Origin of the sequence: Actinomadura sp. NPDC048955 (genome assembly GCF_040649435.1) — a bacterium.
GTDB lineage: Bacteria > Actinomycetota > Actinomycetes > Streptosporangiales > Streptosporangiaceae > Spirillospora > Spirillospora luteofluorescens.
The window spans coordinates 26,810-42,267 of record NZ_JBEZJI010000043.1 but is presented as its reverse complement, the minus strand read 5'-3'; the positions used below and the strand labels follow the sequence as shown (position 1 = coordinate 42,267).

14 protein-coding genes and 1 pseudogene are annotated in these 15,458 nt (G+C 72.6%); 8 read left to right on the top strand and 7 right to left on the bottom strand.

Annotated features, from left to right (window positions below; all coding sequences use genetic code 11):
• Positions 1-86: 86 nt before the first annotated feature.
• The 7 genes from AB0C84_RS31740 to AB0C84_RS31710 are packed head-to-tail and all read left to right on the top strand — an operon-like array spanning position 87 to position 6,788.
• Entirely contained in the window at positions 87-953 is an 867-nt protein-coding gene (locus tag AB0C84_RS31740; protein WP_361073728.1) for an alpha/beta hydrolase, read from the top strand.
• Entirely contained in the window at positions 950-1,669 is a 720-nt protein-coding gene (locus AB0C84_RS31735; RefSeq protein WP_361073726.1) for an SDR family oxidoreductase, read from the top strand. Before AB0C84_RS31740 ends, AB0C84_RS31735 begins: the two co-directional genes overlap by 4 nt.
• A gap of 31 nt (positions 1,670-1,700) precedes the next feature.
• On the top strand, positions 1,701-2,570 hold the full coding sequence (locus AB0C84_RS31730) for a DUF427 domain-containing protein (RefSeq protein ID WP_361073724.1): 870 nt from the start codon (positions 1,701-1,703) through the stop codon (positions 2,568-2,570).
• Entirely contained in the window at positions 2,567-4,294 is a 1,728-nt protein-coding gene (locus tag AB0C84_RS31725; RefSeq protein ID WP_361073722.1) for an MOSC and FAD-binding oxidoreductase domain-containing protein, read from the top strand. The genes AB0C84_RS31730 and AB0C84_RS31725 overlap by 4 nt, the downstream gene beginning before the upstream one ends.
• A 12-nt stretch (positions 4,295-4,306) precedes the next feature.
• On the top strand, positions 4,307-4,870 hold the full coding sequence (gene gcvH / locus AB0C84_RS31720) for a glycine cleavage system protein GcvH (protein ID WP_361073720.1): 564 nt from the start codon (positions 4,307-4,309) through the stop codon (positions 4,868-4,870).
• Entirely contained in the window at positions 4,870-5,346 is a 477-nt protein-coding gene (locus AB0C84_RS31715) for a VOC family protein (RefSeq protein ID WP_361073718.1), read from the top strand. The genes gcvH and AB0C84_RS31715 overlap by 1 nt, the downstream gene beginning before the upstream one ends.
• Entirely contained in the window at positions 5,343-6,788 is a 1,446-nt protein-coding gene (locus AB0C84_RS31710; protein WP_361073716.1) for an NAD(P)/FAD-dependent oxidoreductase, read from the top strand. Before AB0C84_RS31715 ends, AB0C84_RS31710 begins: the two co-directional genes overlap by 4 nt.
• A gap of 113 nt (positions 6,789-6,901) precedes the next feature.
• Here the strand turns inward: AB0C84_RS31710 and AB0C84_RS31705 are convergent, their stop codons facing one another.
• The 6 genes from AB0C84_RS31705 to AB0C84_RS31680 all read right to left on the bottom strand — a co-directional run bounded on the left by AB0C84_RS31705 (position 6,902) and on the right by AB0C84_RS31680 (position 14,471).
• Positions 6,902-7,864: a MerR family transcriptional regulator gene (locus tag AB0C84_RS31705; RefSeq protein WP_361073715.1), complete on the bottom strand. Its 963-nt coding sequence runs from the start codon at positions 7,862-7,864 to the stop codon at positions 6,902-6,904.
• Between the two features lie 178 nt (positions 7,865-8,042).
• Positions 8,043-8,867 carry a hypothetical protein gene (locus tag AB0C84_RS31700; RefSeq protein ID WP_361073713.1) on the bottom strand — a complete coding sequence of 275 codons (825 nt, stop codon included), beginning with the start codon at positions 8,865-8,867 and terminating at the stop codon, positions 8,043-8,045.
• A gap of 131 nt (positions 8,868-8,998) precedes the next feature.
• Positions 8,999-10,540, bottom strand: a complete 1,542-nt coding sequence (locus AB0C84_RS31695; RefSeq protein ID WP_361073711.1) for a serine/threonine-protein kinase — start codon at positions 10,538-10,540, stop codon at positions 8,999-9,001.
• Between the two features lie 681 nt (positions 10,541-11,221).
• Entirely contained in the window at positions 11,222-12,661 is a 1,440-nt protein-coding gene (locus AB0C84_RS31690; protein ID WP_361073709.1) for an aldehyde dehydrogenase family protein, read from the bottom strand.
• Positions 12,658-13,755: a zinc-binding dehydrogenase gene (locus tag AB0C84_RS31685; RefSeq protein ID WP_361073707.1), complete on the bottom strand. Its 1,098-nt coding sequence runs from the start codon at positions 13,753-13,755 to the stop codon at positions 12,658-12,660. Before AB0C84_RS31685 ends, AB0C84_RS31690 begins: the two co-directional genes overlap by 4 nt.
• 158 nt (positions 13,756-13,913) lie before the next feature.
• Entirely contained in the window at positions 13,914-14,471 is a 558-nt protein-coding gene (locus AB0C84_RS31680; protein WP_361073791.1) for an AMP-binding protein, read from the bottom strand.
• Between AB0C84_RS31680 and AB0C84_RS31675 the strand changes: the two genes are divergently transcribed.
• A complete protein-coding gene (locus AB0C84_RS31675) occupies positions 14,431-15,303 on the top strand; it encodes a LysR family transcriptional regulator substrate-binding protein (RefSeq protein ID WP_361073789.1) in 873 nt (290 codons plus the stop codon). The genes AB0C84_RS31680 and AB0C84_RS31675 overlap by 41 nt on opposite strands.
• 56 nt (positions 15,304-15,359) lie before the next feature.
• Here the strand turns inward: AB0C84_RS31675 and AB0C84_RS31670 are convergent.
• Positions 15,360-15,434 (bottom strand): annotated as a pseudogene (locus AB0C84_RS31670) (hypothetical protein); the annotation flags it as partial.
• Between the last annotated feature and the right edge of the window lie 24 nt (positions 15,435-15,458).

The window sequence follows — 15,458 nt, the reverse complement described above, 5'->3', positions numbered from 1 at the left end:
ACGCTATCCGGTCGGCCGGGGCACTACCCGTCATGGCTACCCAGCTGGGGGATGCCGGACCGTTGCCGCCGACTCAGGCTGAAGGCATGACAACCGTCCATCACCGCTACGCGACCGTCAACGGTCGGCGGCTGTTCTACCGGGAGGCGGGTCCGGCCGCGGCGCCTGCCGTAGTGCTGCTGCACGGCTTCCCGACCAGCTCTTTCATGTTCCGCCATCTGATCTCGCCGCTGGCCGGCCGCTATCGCGTGATCGCCCCCGACCATCTCGGGTTCGGCCTGTCCGACGCGCCCGCCGCCGACGAGTTCGACTACACCTTCGACGCCCTGGCCGGGCTGACCGAGGGGCTGCTGGACCAGCTCGGGGCCGGCCGGTACGCACTGTACGTCCAGGACTACGGGGCGCCGGTGGGCTGGCGGCTCGCGCTGCGAAATCCGGATGCGGTCACCGCGGTCATCACCCAGAGCGGCAACGGCTACGAAGCGGGTTTCGCGGAGGAGTTCTGGAAGCCGGTGCGGGAGTACTGGCGCGACCAGAACCCGCAGACCGAGGCGGGCGTACGGCAGGCGCTGACCCTGGAGGCGATTCGCTGGCAGTACCTGCACGGCGTGCCCGATGAGACCCTGGTCAGCCCGGATACCTGGAACCACGACTTCGCCCAGGTGTCCCGGCCGGGCAATGATCTGGTGCAGTTGGCGCTGCTCGCCGACTACGCGAGCAATCTGCCGCTGTATCCGAAGTTGCACGCCTGGCTCCGGGACAGCGGGGTGCCGGTGCTGGCGGTGTGGGGCCGAGGCGACGAGATCTTCCGGCCCGAGGGCGCGCTGGCGTTCGCGCAGGACGCGCCCGGCGCCGAGATCCACCTGCTGGACGCAGGCCACTTCCTGCTGGAAAGCCACCTGGACGTCGCCGCGGCCCACATCCGCGGGTTCCTGGGCAGGACGTTGCCGTGACCGGACTGCTGGACGGTCAGAGCGTGCTGGTGGTGGGACGGGCCGGCGGAATCGCCCGCGCGGTCGCGGTGGCCGCCCGCGACGCGGGCGCACAGGTCATCGCCGCCGGCCGCGACAAGGACACCCTGGCCGCCGCCTACGCCGGGGAGCCCGCCATCAGGACCGAGACCGTCGACGTGACCGATGATTCCTCGATCGCCGCACTGGGCGAACGGCTCGGCGGCATCGACCATGTGGTGTCCACCGCGTCGGCGCGAGCCCGGGGACGGCTGGCCGACCTCGACCGGGAGGCCGTCCGGCTGTCGTTCGACACGAAGGTGATCGGCCCGCTCATGCTGGCCAAGCACCTGGCCCCCCGGATGACCGAGGCGGGATCGTTCGTCATCTTCTCCGGCGTCGCCGCGGTGAAGATCACGGCCGGCACGCTCGGGGTGGCCGTCACCAACGGCGCTGCCGACGTCCTCGCCCGTTCCCTCGCACTGGAACTGGCCCCCATCAGGGTGAACGCCGTCTCTCCCGGCGTGATCGACACCGGAGCCTGGGACGCCTTGGGCGAACAAGGCAAGGCGGACTACTTCGCCGAGATGAGCGCCCGTAACCCGGCCCGGCGCGTCGGCACCGCCGCCGACGTCGCCGACGCCGTCCTGTACGCCATGACCAGCACCTTCCTCACCGGCCAGACCCTGCACATCGACGGCGGCGAACCACTTTCCTGACATCACCGAACTACCGGAAAGGAGCCTGACGATGGGTCTTTCCTGGCAGCAGGGCCCGCTCGGCGCCGGCGCGATCGGCCACTTCCTGGCCCCCGGCCCGCTCCCGGAGCGACTGCTGTTCGCCGAGCCGCTGCGCCGGCGGATGCGGGTCCGGTACGGCGGCCTCTGGATCGCCGACAGCGAGGACGTCGTGCTGCTGCACGAGCCCGGCCGCTACCCGGTCGCGTACTTCCCGCTCGGCGACACCGCCGACGGCGCGCTGGAGCCCGTCGAGCACGTCACGCGCCACCGCGACCTGGGCCCAACCTCCTGGTACACCGTGCGAGCGGGTGCGCACAGCGTGCCGCGCGCGGCCTGGCGGCACACCGACCTGCCCGGCCACGCCGGTGGCCTGAAGGGACGGGTGGCCTTCGCGTGGCGGGCCATGGACGCCTTCTACGAAGAGGACGAGCGGATCGTCGGGCACGCCGCCGACCCCTACCACCGCCTCGACATCCGCCAGACCAGCCGCCATCTCGTCGTACGGCACCAGGAGCGGGTCATCGCCGACACCAGGCGCCCGCTGGTCCTCTACGAGTCGGGGTTCGCGCCCCGCTGGTACGTTCCCCGCGCCGACATCGCCGCCGACGCGCTGACTCCGGCGAAGGGCCAGACCTTCTGCCCCTACAAAGGCCTGTGCAGCTACTACAACATCGCCGACGCCCGCAAGGCGGCGTGGTCGTACGAGGACGCCTGGACCGAGGTGCGGCGCATCTCCGGCCTGGTCTCCTTCGAACCGGACAAGACCGAGATGGAGCTGGACGGCACCCGGCTGAGGCTCGAACCCGGCCAGACCGTCCTTCCGCACGGCGTCGACCGCGACCTCACCCTGGACGAGGCGGGTTCCGGCGGGCAGCCATGACGGGCACCGCCGGGCCAGTGCTGCTCTCGGTGAACGTCGGCATGCCGAAGGACGTGTCCTGGAAGGGCAGGACCGTCCACACCGGCGTGTGGAAACACCCGGTGGCCGGGCCGGCGACGGTGCGCCGGCTGAACATCGACGGCGACGGTCAAGGCGACCGGGACGGGCACGGCGGTGAGCAGCGGGCCGTACTCGTCTATCAGATCCAGTCGTATGAGTACTGGCGGAGCTACTTCGGCCGGGACGACTTCGGCTACGGCCACTTCGGGGAGAACCTCTCCGTCGACGGTCTGCCGGACGACGAGGTCTGCATCGGTGACCGGTACCGGATCGGCACGGCCGAGTTCGAGGTCACCCGGCCACGGGTCACCTGCTACCGGGTGGGCCTTCGGACGGCCGAGCCGGAACTGCCCGCGTTGCTGGTCGGCCACCACCGGCCCGGCTTCTACATGCGGGTCGTCCACGAGGGGCGGATCCAGGCGGGGGACCAGATCATCAAGACCCGGACCGGTCCGTACGGGGTGACCGTGGCCGAGGCCGACGCGCTGCTCTACCTGCCCGGTCGCGACCCCGCCAGGCTGCTCGACGCGTCTCGGATTCCGGCGCTGAGCCCCGGCTGGCAGGGATCGTTCCGGGACCTGCTGGCCGCCGCCCAGGACACCGTCCCGGGATGGACGGGGTTCCGGCCGCTTCGCGTGACCGAAGTGGTCCCCGAGACCGGCGCCGTCTCGTCGATCTACCTGGCCGCGCCGGACGGAAGCCCGCTGCCCGCCGCCCGGGCCGGTCAGTATCTGACGCTGCGGATCCCCGGCGGGGGCCCGCCCGCTCCGGTGCGCAGCTACTCGCTGTCGTCCGCTCCCGATGCCGGCACCTACCGGATCAGCGTCAAACGGGAGCCGCACGGCCTCGTCAGCCGCTGTCTGACCGGCGGCGTACGAGCGGGTGCGGTCCTCGATGTGGCGGCGCCTCGGGGCGACTTCGTCCTCGACAGTGGCACCGGCCCGGTCCTGCTCATCTCCGCCGGGATCGGCGTCACGCCGGTGTTGTCCATGCTGCACGCACTCGCCACCGTTCGCAGTGACCGCGACATCTGGTGGCTGCACGGTGCCCGAGGACCCCGCGAGCATGCGCTGGCCGCCGAGGCGAAGGCTCTGCTCGCCTCTCTGCCGCACGTCCACGAGCACGTCTTCTACAGCGCCGCCACACCCGCCGAGCGGAGCCTTGCCCACGCCGCGCCTGGACGCCTCACCGAAGACACGCTGAGGGCGCTGGCCGTGCCGGCCGACGCCAGCGCGTACATCTGCGGGCCGGCCCCGTTCATGACCGACATTCACGAGGCTCTCACCGGCCTCGGCCTCGACGCCGCTCGCATCCGCACCGAACTGTTCGGGGCGCTGCCCTCGACCAATCCCGGGCTCACCGGGCAGCGCCGCAGGCCGCCCCACCCGCCGCCCGGGCCCGCCGGAACCGGCCCGGAGGTCGTCTTCGCCCGCAGCGGTCTCTCCGTGCCGTTCGCGACCGGACGAGGCAGCGTGCTCGACCTCGCCGACGCCTGCGATGTCCCCACCCGCTGGAGCTGCCGTACCGGCGTGTGCCACACCTGCGCCACGCCCCTGCTCTCCGGCGACATCGCCTACGCGCCGGACCCGCTGGAACCCCCGCCCGACGGGCAGGTGCTCATCTGCTGCGCCAGGCCCCGCACCGACATCGTCCTGGACATGTAGGCGAGGAACACCATGACGATCGACGAGAAGCCTTTCGCCGTAAGCCCGGGCGACGGCCCGGTTCCCGCCGTCCTCGTCCCTAGGGCACCAGGACAGTCCAGCATCAACGCCGTGATCCGGCACGCCGTGACCGCCGCGGCACGCCTGGCGCTCCGCCGGGCTTCGACGGGAGGAACAATGTCCGACATTCCGGCCGATCTGAAGTACAGCGACGATCATCTCTGGGTCCGGCCCGACGCCGGCACCGGCCTGGTCCGGGTCGGAGTGACCGACTACGCCCAGCAGTCCCTCGGCGACGTGGTCGCCGTGACCCTGCCCGGGCCCGGTGACACGGTCGAGGCGGGTGAGGCCTGCGGCGACATCGAATCGGTCAAGAGCGTCAGCGACCTGATCACGCCCCTCACGGGAACGGTCCGTACCCGCAACGACGACCTTCCCCGCACGCCCGAACTCGTCAACACCGACCCGTACGGCCGGGGCTGGATGTTCGAGGTCGAAACCGATCCGGCGACGCTGGACGGGCGACTCGCCGCCCTGATGGACGCCCGCGCCTACCGCGACCTGGCAGGCGCCTGATGGACTACCGGCTCCAGGTCGTCACCCTGTCCGTCGGCGACGTCGACCGGGCGGCGGCCTTCTACACCCGGCGGGCCGGCTTCACCCTCGACGTCGACTACCACCCCGCCCCCGGCTTCCGCGTCGTCCAGCTCACGCCGCCCGGATCGTCCTGCTCGGTCCAGATCGGTGTCGGCCTCACCGACGCGGCACCCGGATCCGCACGTGCCACCTACCTGGCCGTCACCGACATCGAAGCCGCCCACCGCGAGCTCACCGAACGCGGCGTCGAGATCAGCACCATCCGGCACAAGTCACCTATCGACGACTGGAAAGGCGGATGGCGGCCGGGGACCGACCCGGAACGCCGCGATTACGCCAGCCTCGCCGACTTCGCCGACCCGGACGGCAACGCCTGGGTGATCCAGGAGATCGGCCACCGCCCGCCCCAAGCGGAGCCACATCACACCGAGCCGAGAGAAGGGATGACGCGATGAACAGGTCACCAGCGGAAGACACCTACGACGTGATCGTGATCGGGACGGGGCCGATCGGGCAGACCGTCGCCGACCGCGCCCGTGCCGCCGGGCTCAGCGTGGCGGCGGTGGAGCGGGAGCTGGTCGGGGGTGAGTGCTCGTACTGGGCGTGCATCCCCAGCAAGGCGATGCTGCGGCCGGTCGTGGCGGCCGCCGACGCCCGCCGCGTCGCCGGAGCACGCCAGGCGGTGACCGGCCCCGTGGACGCCTCCGCCGTGTTCGCCCGCCGGGACGAGTGGGTGAGCGACTGGACCGACACGGGCCAGGCGACGTTCCTCAAGAGCATCGGCGCCGACCTGGTCCGCGGGCACGGACGGCTCGACGGAGCCCGGCGGGTCGCGGTGGAGACGCCGGACGGGGGGACGATCACCCTGGCGGCCCGCCAGGCGGTGGCGATCTGCACCGGGAGCCGCCCGGTCCTGCCAGAGCTGCCCGGCCTGGCCGAGGCGCGTCCCTGGACCAACCGGGAGGCCACCGACGCGCACACCGTCCCCGAACGGCTCGCCGTGGTCGGCGGTGGCGGAGTCGGAGTGGAGATGGCCAGCGCCTGGCAGGGGCTGGGCTCGTCCGTCACGCTGCTCGCCCGGACGGACGGACTGCTGCCCCGGATGGAGCCCTTCGCCGGGGAGATGATCGCCCGCGCGTTCACCCAGGCCGGGATCGACGTGCGGATCGGCACCACCGTCACCGGGACACGCCGCCCGGGCGGCGCCGGGCCGGTCACTCTGAGCCTTGGAGACGGTGCCGACCTGGAGGCCGATGAGGTGCTGTTCGCCACTGGCCGCCGGCCGCTGACCGACGACATCGGCCTGCAGACCGTCGGCCTGGAGCCCGGCTCGTGGCTGGACGTCGACGACACCTGCGCCGTGCGCGCCCTCGGCGATGGCTGGCTGTACGCCCTCGGCGACGTCAACCATCACGCACTGCTCACCCACCAGGGCAAGTACCAGGCTCGCATCGCCGGCGCCGCGATCGCCGCTCGCGCCGCGGGGCAACCCCTCGACACCGCGCCGTGGGGCGCCCACGCGGTCACCGCCGACCACCGCGCGGTCCCGCAGGTGTTCTTCTGCGACCCGCCGGCCGGCTCGGTGGGCCTGACCGCCGACCAGGCCGAACGCGCCGGGCACCGGATCCGCGTGGTCGACGTCGATCCCGGGCGGAAGGTGGCGGGGGCCGGGCTGTACGCCGACGGCTACACCGGGCGCGCCCGCATGGTCGTGGACGAGGACCGTGGCCACCTGCTCGGCGTCACCATGGTCGGACCCGGCGTCGAGGAACTGATCCACTCGGCCACCGTCGCCGTCGCCGCCCAGGTGCCCGTCGCCCGGCTCTGGCACGCCGTCCCGTGCTTCCCGTCCATCAGCGAAGTCTGGCTCCGCCTCCTCGAGGCCTACCGCGGCTGACACGTGCGCGGTTCCCCGGAGCCCAGAGGTTGGGTGCCTCCGGGCCCCCTCCCCGGGCTCCCCCTGCTTCTCCGCGATTCCGTCGACGAGGCGGCGGAGAAGGGATTCTGCGGTTAGTAAGAGGCTGCTGCGAGCAACGTTCCTAGCGCCATGGACACCGATGCCGTGAAGGGCACCCCGGGCGGGAGCCCCTCACGGTCCCAGCCGGGGCCCCCGACCACCACCTGCAGCGCGGGATTCGTGGCGGCCAGGTCGGTGAGCCAGGACGGGTCACCGGTCTCGGACGTCTGCGACCACACGAACGCCGCGCGCGCCCCAGACCGTTTGACCGCGGCTGCCAGAGCCGCTGACGGCACCCGTGCACCCAGCATGAGTCTCGCCGCGCCGGTCTCGGCCAAGGCTGCCGCCAGCACGAGGAGTGGCAGGGTGTGCTCCTCATCCGGGGCGCATGCCAGCACCACGGGACTACGAAGCCGGCCTGCTGAGAACTGCGCCTGAGGCGACGTCACCGCAAGGAGGCAGCGCGACACCACGGCCGACAGAAGATGTTCCACCTCTATGTACTCGCCGGTCGTCGAATGCCTGCTTCCGAGGTCGACGAGGACCGGTGCGATCACCTGTTCCCACGTCGCGGTGACGCCCTCTTGCCGCAGGGCTGATTCCAGGATGCCGGTCATCACGAGCTCGTCCAGCTCCATCGCCGCATCCGCGAGGTTCCTGATCCGCGAGGCTAGCGAAGCGGCGTGCTCGGTGGCAGAGATGTCCAGGGCACGGTGGGCGGCCGCATCGTGGCTCTGTGGTTCCTGCTCCTGTCCGTGCGGTGTCCGCAGAACCGCCTCGGCCGCCTCCGCCGGCGGCGCTCCCGCGGAGATCATCTGCTGCATGGTCTTCAGCCGGGCAACGTCGGCCGGGGTATAGCGGTGCTGCCTTTCGGAGCCGCTGCCCGTCGGGCCTACGCCGTAGTGGTGATCCCAGGTGCGCAGGGTGGAGGGCGCCACGCCCAGCCGACGCGCGACCGCCGCCACCCCGAGCCCGCTCATTTCGGGACCCGGCTCCCCACCTGTCAGGTCGTCCATGCTCATCCCCTACCCAGGGTGGCCCGCGAAGAGCGCGCTTGTCCGCCCACGGACGCGGGAGTCTCGCCGGGCTGCTGGACAGAAGACAGGTGAGAAGCCCGAAGTCTTTCGTCCTCTGGGGACGTTGGACACCTCGGCGGCTGGGCTTGGGGTCGCGGCGTCTCTGTTAGCTGTCCGCTCAGTCGTCGTTGTCTCGTGCGGCGGCGGCGATCGGCTCGAGTTCCGCGACCAGCTCGTCGAGTTCGTCCGCGCTGAGCACGTCGTACGGCGGTGCCGCCAGCTCGTCGGTGAGGGCCTCGATCCGCTCCTTGGCCTCCCGGCCGGCGTCGGTGAAGGCACCGTCGGCGTTCACGAGGCCGCGGCCGCGCAGGCCGTCTACGACGGCGGCCAGTTGCGCCTTGGGCAGGTGGTGGATCCGGCCGAACTCCTCGGCCCGCATGCCGAGGGAGAGAGCCATGAGGACGTGGGCTCCGGTGCCGCCGATGCCGTGCGCGAGGAGTGCGGCGTTGTGGCCGTCCCCGCGGTGCTCGCGCAGCAGCGTCGCCGCATGCCAGAGCCTGGCGACCGGCTCCTCGGGGACGTCGAGCGCCCGGAGTCCGGCGTACAGTGCCCGGCCCTCGGTCGGCGCGCTGACCGCTGCTCGGGTGGCGAGATCGGCGGCCCGCGCCAGACCGGGGGAGTCGGCGAGCTGTCCGATCATCTGCCGCAGCGCGGCGGCGCTGCCCCGCTCGCGCACGGCGATCGCCTCCTGCGGGGTGATCTTCCCCCAGACCCAGGGGATGTGCCGCGCCACCTCGCCGCCGGCGAAGTTGTAGAAGACCGCGTGCACCACCTCGGCTGATGCCTGCCCCAGCGGCGCGGCCCGGCCGGCGAAGTATCCGTCCCAGTAGTTGCGCATGCCGAGGGCCAGGAACGCCTCGTTCGGGATCTCGGAGTAGGTGACGGTGGCGATCGGCTCGACGAGCTCGGACATCCGGTGGACCTTGGCCTGTGAGTGCTGCATCGGTCGGCGCCTCCTGTGATCGCGACGGCCGCCCCTGTGGACGGCCTCTCAACCTGGCTACGAACAGCGCGGCCCGAATCCGACAACTTCGGCCGAACGGGGGGTGGGGGCTTCGGCCCGGGTGGTGGGGATCAGTCGGCAGCCACTGGGAGCAGGGAGTAGAGGGTCATGCCCTGGTAGTCCTGTCCGCCGGACACCTCGAAGTTGCCCTGGAAGGTGAACTCGCCGTGCACGAAGTTGAGCCCGTTCCAGGGGCGCTCGTCATTGCCGATGTTCACGTGGTAGGCGGTGCAACGTCCGATTTCCGGCTTCTCGTTCTCGGAAAGGCCGCCCTCGCAGGCGGACCAGACCTGGAAGATGACGTTGTCGTGTTCGGCGCCGCTCACGTCGATGGCGGCGCCCTTCCCGTCGGTGATCTTGAGGTCCATGTTGAGGCCGACCTTGAGCCGCACCTTGCGGCCGATGTTGTTCTTCAGGAACGTGCCGAAGCCGGAGCGGCTCTCGCTCAGATCGGCGACCGACCCCTCGAACGAGGGCCGGGAAGGGGCGGTCACCGTCGCGCCGGCGGCGGGACGGCCGGTGGGCGGCCGGTCGCCGTTGTCGCCGTCCCCGCCGCCGAAGTAGCGGAAACCGACCGCCGATCCCAGGACCAGGACGGTGGCCGCGGCTCCGGCGATGACGCCTACGCGGCGCCGCGTACCCTTCCGCCCGTGGCCGTCCGGTACCAATCCCTGGCGCACCGCTGTTGCCACGTCCGCCGGCACTGGCTGCGCTGCCAGTGCGGTGATGTGCTGGTAGGCGGAGTCACTGGCGAATCCATCCTGCAGGCCGCCTGGAACGGGAGGACGGCCGCCGGCAGCGGCTGTGGACGTTCGCGCAGGTGCCCCGCATGCAGCGGCCAGTTCTCGCGAGGTGGGCCGATCAGCGGGGTCCTTGGCCATCGCCGCCGCCAGCGGTGCCGCCAGCTCGGCGGGCAGCCCGGCCAGGTCGGGGTCGTCGTTGATGGTGCGCAGCAGCACCGCCTCGACCGGGCCCGCCCCGAACGGCGGACGGCCGGTGGCGGCGTAGGCGATCGTCACCCCGAGGGAGAACACATCGGCGGGCGGGCCGAACGCCTGCTCGCGCAGAACCTCGGGCGCGACGTAGCCGGGGGTGCCGTTCCAGCCCCCGGTGCGGGTGATCTGCGTCTGGTCCTCGCCCCGCGCGATCCCGAAGTCGATCAGTCTGGGGGCGTCGGGGGCCAGCACCACATTGGAGGGTTTGACGTCGCGGTGCTCCACCCCCTGGGCGTGCACCTCGGCCAGACCCGTGGCCAGCGCGGCCAGCAGCCGCACACAGGTGCCGACGGGAGGCGGGCCGTACCGCTGCACGGCCTGGCGCAGCGTCGGGCCGGGCACATACTCGGTGGCCAGCCAGTACGGCTCCTCGACCAGGCCAGAGGCGACCATCGCCGCCGCATACCGGCTGCGCACCCGCGCCACGGTCTGCGCCTCCCGCCGGAACCGCGCCAGCATCTGCGGGTCGTCCAACCCCTCGCGCACGACCTTCAACGCGATGTGCCGGCCCCCACCGGCCAGCGCCAGGTAGACCAGCCCCATTCCGCCCTCGCCCAGCCGGCCCAGCAGCGGATAGCCGCCGATCGCGGCCGGATCAGCCGGACGCAGCGGCTGCACGGCGCACCCCCGAGAAGACCAAGATCATGGCGCGCATGATCGCAGTCCCGTCGGTCACATGTCATCTCGGTTCTCCGCCCCGGCGATCGAAAGCCGCGTCGAGGCCTGGACCCCTGGCGGCCTTGGCGCGGGGGCCTCTGACGTGGAGGAAGCCGTTCGCTCGATGAAGAGCTCGGCTTTCCCTTGGCCTCCGCGACGAAGGCGCCTCCGTCTCCGACTTCAGGTGGATCCGCTCGGCGGGGATGCCGTGCTTGGCGAGCGCGTCGAGTCGTCGGCCGAGGTCTTGATGCGTGGTGGACACGCGTGCGTAGGCACCCCTGTCTCAGCTTGCGCCCGGCACACGCCTCCTAGTCGACCACTTCGGAGCGCGTCGCCCTCATCGCCGACGGAGGCAACTCCCTCCGCTGACTCCGACGACATACCCACCAACCCGCCCGCGTGAGCTCACCGCCATCATCGGGGCTGAGCCGTCGGCCGGGGCGGTCTGGGTGTGCTGCAAGGTCTCGGCGTCGGCGGCTGTGCCGAGCGACCGGCGGCGACCCAGCCGAACGGGCCGTACTGCACCGGCCCGTCGCCCCCGGCTAGGACGCAGCCGCAGGTGCGGCGCCAGGCGTGGTCGCGGGCCTCAACGCCGTCGAGGTGGGTCGAAGGTCTCGGCGAGTGTCGCGTCGCGGGAGCCGTTTACACCCAGTCGGCTGGTTGCACTGTTGCGTGGAGGTCGGTGTAGGAGTCGAGTGCGTGGGTGCCGCCGCTGCGTCCCAGGCCGCTGGCCTTGGTGCCGCCGAATGGGAGGTCTGCCCGGCGGGCGCAGGTGTTGATGCCGACCTGTGCCGCGGCCAGCCGGGCGGCCATGCGGTGCGCCGCGTCGAGGTCGCGCGAGTAGATCTGGTCGGTCAGTCCGTAGCGCGTCGAGTTGGAGATGGCGACCGCCTCGTCGTCCGAGGTAGCCGGGGTGACGCAGATGACCGGGCCGAACGCCTCTTCCTGCATGACGGTCGCGTCGGGGCCGACGTCCGTCACGAGGGTGGCGGGGTGGAAGTAGCCGTGGTCCGGGACGTTCGCCGCGGTGTGCACCGTTGCGCCCTCGGCGCGGGCACCGGCCACCAGGGCGGCGACGCGGTCGCGCTGGACGCCGCTGATCAGGGGAACGGTCGTCGTCGCGGGGTCCCGCGGGTCGCCGTGCACGAGGCCGTCCAGCGCGGTGCGCAGGCGGTCGACCAGCTCGTCGTGCACCGAGGTGTCGGCGATGATGCGGGCGGGCGTCACGCAGATCTGCCCGGAGTGGACCGTCCACGCCCGGGTCGCGCCGGCGACGGCGGCGTCGAGGTCGGCGTCGGCGCGGACGACGAGCGCGCCCTTGCCGCCGAGTTCGAGGAGGAGCCGTTTCATGCCGGGCGCCGCCGACCGGTAGATCTCGGTGCCGACGACGGTGCTGCCGGTGAAGCTGATCGCGCCGACCTCCGGGTGGTCGACCAGCGCGGCGCCGGGCTCGGCGCCCGCGCCCGTCACCAGGTTGACCGCGCCCGCCGGTGCGCCCTCCGCCCGCAGGGCCTCGTTGAGCGCCTCGGTGAGCGCGACGACGAGCAGCGGGTCCTGCGGGGCCGGCTTCATCACCACGGTGTTGCCGGCGAACAGGGCGGGCGCGATCTTCCCGACCATCGCGAGCAGCGGGAAGTTGTAGGGGCTGATGCAGCCGACCACACCGACCGGGGTGCGCGTGACCGTCCCCGCGAGGCCGGACGCCACGGGTTCCGCCGGGACGGTGAGCAGGTCGGCGGGCAGGGCGGACCAGTGCCGGAGCCGGGCCAGCGCCGCGTCCACCTGGGTCTGCTCGGCGACCGCGCGGCGGGCGCCCGTGTCGGCGATGGCCAGGTCGACGAGTTCGCCGCGCCGCGCTTCGAGCAGTTCGCCGGCGCGGCCGAGGACACGGCGGCGGGCCTCGACCGGGGTCGCCGCCCAGGCGTCGCGCGCGTCGGCGGCGGCGGCCACGGCGGCGCCGGCCGCGGTGCGGTCGCCGTCGGCGACCACGGCGATGACCCGCTCGGTGTAGGGGTCGGTGATCTCGTACGTCGATCCGGTGCTCAGCCGGTCGCCGGCGATGAGATGGGCGGTCGTGGTCACGAGGTGCTCCCGAAGCGGAGGAAGCCGCGGTCGATGCGGCCGTGGCGGAGGTCGTCGACGAGTCGTCCGGCGTCCTCCGGGGGCACGACCGCCGACACGAGCGGGGTCAGGTCGAGTTCACCGCGCAGGACGCGCTCGGCGAGTTCGGGCAGTTTCCGGTGCGGGTCGACCGAGCCCATGCGGCAGCCGAGCAGGGACTTGTCGTGGAACAGTTCGCGCACCACGAGGTCGATGGCCGCGCCGGTCGGCGGCAGCCCGAGGATGACGGCCCGTCCGCCCCAGGCGAGGGCCTTGACGGACGCTTCGAGGAGTCCGGTGTGGCCGGCGCACTCGAACGCGGCGTCCACGCCGCCGGGCACCAGCGCCTGGACGGCCGGGACGATCTGGGCCGGTTCGGTCGGGACGAGGAAGTCGGTGGCCCCGCAGGTGCGGGCGATCCGTTCCTTCGCCGGGTTGCGGTCGACGACCACGATGCGGTCCGCGCCGGCCGCTCTGGCGGCGAGGACGGCGTTCAGCCCGATCCCGCCGGCGCCGGTCACGAGCACGGTCTCGCCGGCGCGGAGCCGGGCGCGGTCCTCCACGGCGCCGAACGCGGTGACCGTGGCGCATCCGAGCATGGCGGCGACCGGGTCGGAGATCTCGGTGGGCATCGGGATGACCTGCTCCTGAGCCACCACGATCCGCTCGGCGAAGGCGCCGATCCTGACGAACTGGTGCACGACGTCGCCGCCGCGGGAGAACGGGCTGTCGACGGCCCGGCCGGAGGCGGGGCACAGGGTCGGACGGCCTTCGCGGCAGTGGCGGCACTCGCCGCATCGGCGCAGGACGGTGAGCGCGACCCGCTGCCCAACGGGGACGCCGGTGCCGGGGCCCGCCGCGGTGACCGCGCCGACGGCCTCGTGGCCGAGGACGGCGGGCGTGGGCTGGGGGATGCGGCCCTCCATCGGGCTGATGTCGCTGTGGCACAGGCCGGCCATGGCGATGTCGACGGCGACCTCGCCCGGACCCGGCGGGCGGACCTCGACGGCCGAGTCGACGTGGAGACCTGTTCCGTCCCAGACCAGCGCGCGCACGGGCACCCCCGTTCTATTCATTCCAATCTGCTTTTGCTGAACGGAATCTACCGTCGCGCCGCGTGTGGTCACAAGACGGGCCCGGCGTCTTGTCTCAGGTGGGGCGCGTCCGCCCGGCCATCCGCGACGCTCTCCCGTATCTCGCGGCGCAGCAGCTTCCCCGCCGCCGACCGCGGCAGCTACTCGGCGAACGCCCAGCTGCGCGGGATCTTGTAGCCGGCGATGCGGGAGCGGAGCTCGGCGCCCAGCGCCGCCGCGATCTCCTCGTCGGTTCCCGGACGGTCGGCGACCACGACCGCGTGCACGCTCTCGCCCCATTTCTCGTCCGGCCGGCCGACGACGCACGCGTCGGTCACGCCCGGGAGTTCCAGCAGCGCGTGCTCGATCTCAGCCGGATAGATGTTCACGCCCCCGCTGATGATCAGGTCGGCGGACCGGTCCGAGAGGTAGAGGTAGCCGTCCTCGTCGAGCCGGCCGAGGTCGCCGAGCGTGACGTGCCCGTCCAGGCGGGACGCGGCCGTCTTTGCGGGATCGCCGAGGTAGGCGAAGGACATCTCCACGTTCCTGAAGTACACGGTGCCGACCTCGCCGACCGGCACCTCGTCGCGGTCGTCGTCCAGGATCCGCAGGCTGACGTGGGGCAGCGCGCGCCCGACGCTGCCGACGTGGGTCAGCCACTCCTCCGAGGTGATCACCGTGGCCGACCCCTCGGTGCCGCCGTACAGCTCGACCAGCACCGAACTGGAGATCAGGGCCCGGTCCGTCCTGGTCGAGGTGGAGGAGGCGCGGGACCGGGTCGAGCGGGTGGCGCGGCTCGACGCCGGACGGCTCACCGTCGCGGCGGCCTCGACCCTGGCGATCCATCCGCTCGGCCCCTGGGTCGGGCGCCTGCTGGACGCCCATCCGGGCCTGCGGGTGCACGTCCGCGAGCCCGGGTCGGTCCCGGCCGTGCTCGCCGAGATCACGGAGGGCGCGGCCGAGATCGGGCTGGTCGAGCTGCCCGTCCACCGGGCGTCCCTGGAGACCGTCGAGCTGGCGCGGGACGAGACGGTCATCGCGGCCGGCCCCGGTCTGGCCGCAGGCCTCCCCGACCCCTTGCCGCGCGCGCTCGTCCGGGACCTGCCCTCGGGCGCGCTCGCCCTGGCGCCCGGCGGCCGGACGGCCAGCGAGCGGACCATGGCCGAGGTGCTGGGCGAACCGCGGGTCCGCAGCGTGCGGCGACAGCTGCTGTGGGACCTCGTGGGCCGGGACGTCCTGGTCGCCTTCGTGTCGCGGGCCGTCGCCGAGCGGCTCCTCCCGGACGCACGGCTCAGGTCCCTGGATCCGCCGGTGTTCCGCCGGGTCGGGCTGGTCCGCCGCCCGGAGCCGCCGACCCCGGCGGCGCGGACGTTGCTGGAGATCACGTTGCCGCCGCGTACGCGGCGGCCGCGAAGAGCCGCGCCACCGGCGACGCCGTCCGGGGTCCCACGCCAGACCGACCGTGAGGCCCGGCGCGGTTCGGCGGACACCGCGGCCTCGGCCTGCCGGGTCTCGCGCAGGATCCGGCGCGCGGGGCTGAGCAGGCCGTGACCGGCCGGGGTCAGCGTCATGCCGCGCCCGGTCCGGTGGAACAGGGCGGCGCCGAGTTCCTTCTCCAGCGCGTGCACCGCCTGGGAGATGGTCGACTGGGGGACGTCGAGGGCCGTCCCCGCGCCGCTGATGCTCCGCGCCTCGGCGACCGCGAC

Coding starts and splice junctions, on each gene's coding strand:
- AB0C84_RS31740 (WP_361073728.1), top strand. CDS start 87: ATGACAACCGTCCATCACCGCTACGCGACCGTCAACGGTCGGCGGCTG.
- AB0C84_RS31710 (WP_361073716.1), top strand. CDS start 5,343: ATGAACAGGTCACCAGCGGAAGACACCTACGACGTGATCGTGATCGGG.
- AB0C84_RS31685 (WP_361073707.1), bottom strand. CDS start 13,755: ATGAATAGAACGGGGGTGCCCGTGCGCGCGCTGGTCTGGGACGGAACA.
- AB0C84_RS31705 (WP_361073715.1), bottom strand. CDS start 7,864: ATGGACGACCTGACAGGTGGGGAGCCGGGTCCCGAAATGAGCGGGCTC.
- AB0C84_RS31700 (WP_361073713.1), bottom strand. CDS start 8,867: ATGCAGCACTCACAGGCCAAGGTCCACCGGATGTCCGAGCTCGTCGAG.
- AB0C84_RS31715 (WP_361073718.1), top strand. CDS start 4,870: ATGGACTACCGGCTCCAGGTCGTCACCCTGTCCGTCGGCGACGTCGAC.
- AB0C84_RS31725 (WP_361073722.1), top strand. CDS start 2,567: ATGACGGGCACCGCCGGGCCAGTGCTGCTCTCGGTGAACGTCGGCATG.
- AB0C84_RS31730 (WP_361073724.1), top strand. CDS start 1,701: ATGGGTCTTTCCTGGCAGCAGGGCCCGCTCGGCGCCGGCGCGATCGGC.
- gcvH (WP_361073720.1), top strand. CDS start 4,307: ATGACGATCGACGAGAAGCCTTTCGCCGTAAGCCCGGGCGACGGCCCG.